Here is a 2,870-nt window from a genome sequence, read left to right as displayed (position 1 = left end):
CAGAGGGTGCACCAGGTGGTTGCCGAGGGCGCCGACGTCATCGACATCGGCGGTGTCAAGGCCGGGCCGGGCGAGGAGGTCGACGCCGCCACCGAGGCGCAGCGCGTCGTCGGGATGATCGGCTGGATCCGCGAACAGTATCCGGACGTACTCATCAGCGTCGACACCTGGCGGGCGGAGGTGGCCGCCAAGGCGTGTGCCGAGGGTGCCGATCTGATCAACGACACGTGGGCCGGTGCCGATCCCGAGCTGGTGTCGGTGGCCGCGACCATGGGGGCGGGCATCGTGTGCTCGCACACCGGCGGCGCCCGTGTACGTACCCGTCCGCACCGGGTCGCCTACGACGACGTGGTGGCCGACGTGCTCGCCGAGGTGACCACGGCCGCCGAGCGTGCCCTCGCTGCGGGGGTGGCCCGTGACTCGATAGTTATCGATCCGACGCACGATTTCGGCAAGAACACTTTCCACGGATTGACCTTGTTACGCCAGGTAAAAGTTCTTGTTAACACCGGCTGGCCGGTGCTGATGGCGCTGAGCAACAAGGATTTCGTGGGGGAGACTCTTGGTGTGGACCTGAAAGACCGGCTGGAGGGAACTCTCGCAGCGACAGCATTGGCCGCCGCAGACGGCGCCCGGATGTTCCGCGTACACGAGGTTGCCGCCACCCGGCGCGTGGTCGACATGGTCGCTGCCATAGCGGGAACGAGAGCTCCCGCCCGAACAGTCAGGGGACTCGCATGACCAAGCCAGCCAAGCCCAAGAGTGGTCCGGGGCGACGCAAGCCGAGGATGATCGGCAGCCGCGACAAGACCTCGATGTGGCCCGCACCGGCCGACACCGGAAGCCCGAAGCGGGACTGGTCGGTCACGCACACCTGGGAACGTCCCGACTGGACGATCGACGAGCTGGTCGCCGCCAAGGACGGCCGCACCGTCTCCGTCGTGCTGCCCGCGCTGAACGAGGAGGACACCGTCGCCGACGTGATCGCCTCGATCATGCCGCTGTACCCGCATCTCGTCGATGAGGTGATCGTGCTCGATTCCGGCTCGACCGACGCCACCGCCGAACGCGCCACCGCCGCCGGGGCGCGGGTGATCAGCCGGGAGGAGGCCGTTCCCGAACTCGAGCCCGTCAAGGGCAAAGGTGAGGTGCTGTGGCGGTCGATCGCGGTCGCCGATGGCGATCTGATCGCCTTCGTCGACTCCGACCTGATCGATCCCGACCCGATGTTCGTGCCCAAGATGCTCGGACCGCTGCTGATGAACCGGGACATCCACCTGGTGAAGGGCTACTACCGGCGCCCGCTGAAGACCGGCGGATCCTCCGACCCCAACGGCGGCGGCCGGGTCACGGAGCTGGTCGCGCGTCCGCTGCTGGCCTCACAGAAGCCGGACCTGACGGCCGTGCTGCAACCGCTGGGCGGTGAGTATGCGGGCACGCGCGAACTGCTGTCGTCGGTTCCGTTCGCGCCGGGTTACGGGGTGGAGATCGGGCTGCTGATCGACACCTACGACAAGTACGGACTCAACGGTATCGGGCAGGTCAACCTGGGCGTGCGCACGCACCGCAACCGGCCGCTGATCGAGCTCGGCGTGATGAGCAGGCAGATCGTCGGTACCTTCATGCGGCGCTGTGGTTTCGCCGACTCCAATGTCGGACTGACCCAGTTCACGGCCGAACCCGACGGGACGTTCAGCCCGCACACCACCGATGTATATCTGGAGGATCGTCCGCCGATGAACACCATCCGCCCGGAAGCGGCCGGTGACGAGGAGATCGCCTCATAGACAGCCGTGCCACTATGGACGAGTGCAGACAATCCTGATCTATCTGCTGGTGATGGCACTCGTCGTGGTGGTGGTCTTCGCCGTGGTCTGGTTCGTGTTCGGCCGTGGCGAGGATCTGCCGCCCCTCGATCGCGGCACGACGCTGACGCGGTTGCCGCGTGCGGGCGTGACCGGCGACGACGTGCGGGCGCTGACGTTCGCGCAGGCGGTCCGGGGCTATCGCCAGGACGAGGTGGACTGGGCGCTGGAGAAGGTGGCCCGCGAACTCGACGAGTTGCGTACGGTCGTCGCCCGCCTGCAGGCACGTGATGAATCCTGCGAGTGTACTGACGGGTAACATGGAGCGGTGTGCCGCTTGCGCTGCGCCGAACAGGCACGTCATCGGCGGATGCGTCCGGTGCGGCACGTACTATGTGAGCCAGGCAGTTGCTCTGAAGGGAGTTCGAGAATGGCGGCGATGAAGCCACGTACTGGGGATGGGCCTCTCGAGGCGGCCAAGGAGGGGCGTGGAATCGTCGTCAGGATTCCCATCGAGGGCGGTGGGCGCCTCGTCGTGGAGCTGACACCCGACGAGGCGAGCGCTCTCGGCGAAGAACTGCGCGGGGTCACCGGCTGACCTCGGTCACCGTACGGCCTGCGCTCGGCGCGGTGCTCGACGTGTTGCAGTGTCCGGTCTGTTGTTGTGGCCGGGCCGGCGACTCGGGGGGTTCGGGGGATGATTCGCCCGGGCGGCTGTGGGCCGGCCCGGATCGCCGCTCGCTGGTCTGCGACGCGGCACATTCCTTCGATGTTGCCCGGCAGGGTTACGTCTCGCTCCTGGATGGACGCACTCGTCGATTGCGATCGGACACGGCGGAGATGGTCGCCGCGCGTGGCCGCGTACACCAGGCGCAGGCGTTTGCGCCGGTCGTTGACGCGGTGGCGCGGACGGTGTGGGCACCGGCCGACTGCACCGCAGAACATCCGGACGGCGAACATCCGGACGGCGAACATCCGGTGGTCGCCGACATAGGTTCGGGCACCGGACACTATCTGGCCGGTGTTCTCGACGCGCGGCCCGGTGCGCGGGGCATCGGCATCGAT

General features: G+C 67.5%; 3 protein-coding genes and 3 pseudogenes. All 6 read left to right on the top strand.

Annotation, left to right across the window (positions count from 1 at the left end; genetic code table 11):
• Window positions 1-741 (top strand): dihydropteroate synthase (folP, locus tag KDB67_RS02385; protein ID WP_291011957.1); only part of this gene is annotated, 741 nt, incomplete at its 5' end.
• A 47-nt stretch (window positions 742-788) separates the two neighbouring features.
• Window positions 789-1,787, top strand: coding sequence for a glucosyl-3-phosphoglycerate synthase (locus KDB67_RS02380; protein ID WP_291011960.1), 999 nt, complete (start codon window positions 789-791; stop codon window positions 1,785-1,787).
• Window positions 1,788-1,809: 22 nt separating this feature from the next.
• Window positions 1,810-2,097, top strand: a pseudogene (locus KDB67_RS02375) (DivIVA domain-containing protein); the annotation flags it as partial.
• 138 nt (window positions 2,098-2,235) lie between these two features.
• Window positions 2,236-2,403, top strand: coding sequence for a DUF3117 domain-containing protein (locus KDB67_RS02370; protein WP_005192435.1), 168 nt, complete (start codon window positions 2,236-2,238; stop codon window positions 2,401-2,403).
• Window positions 2,404-2,435: 32 nt separating this feature from the next.
• Window positions 2,436-2,600: pseudogene (locus KDB67_RS22325) on the top strand (hypothetical protein); the annotation flags it as partial.
• Window positions 2,601-2,645: 45 nt separating this feature from the next.
• Window positions 2,646-2,870, top strand: a pseudogene (locus KDB67_RS02365) (SAM-dependent methyltransferase); the annotation flags it as partial.

It is taken from the genome of Gordonia sp. (in: high G+C Gram-positive bacteria), from assembly GCF_020438995.1.
Taxonomy (GTDB): Bacteria; Actinomycetota; Actinomycetes; order Mycobacteriales; family Mycobacteriaceae; genus Gordonia.
This window is presented reverse-complemented; position numbering and strand designations above follow the sequence as displayed.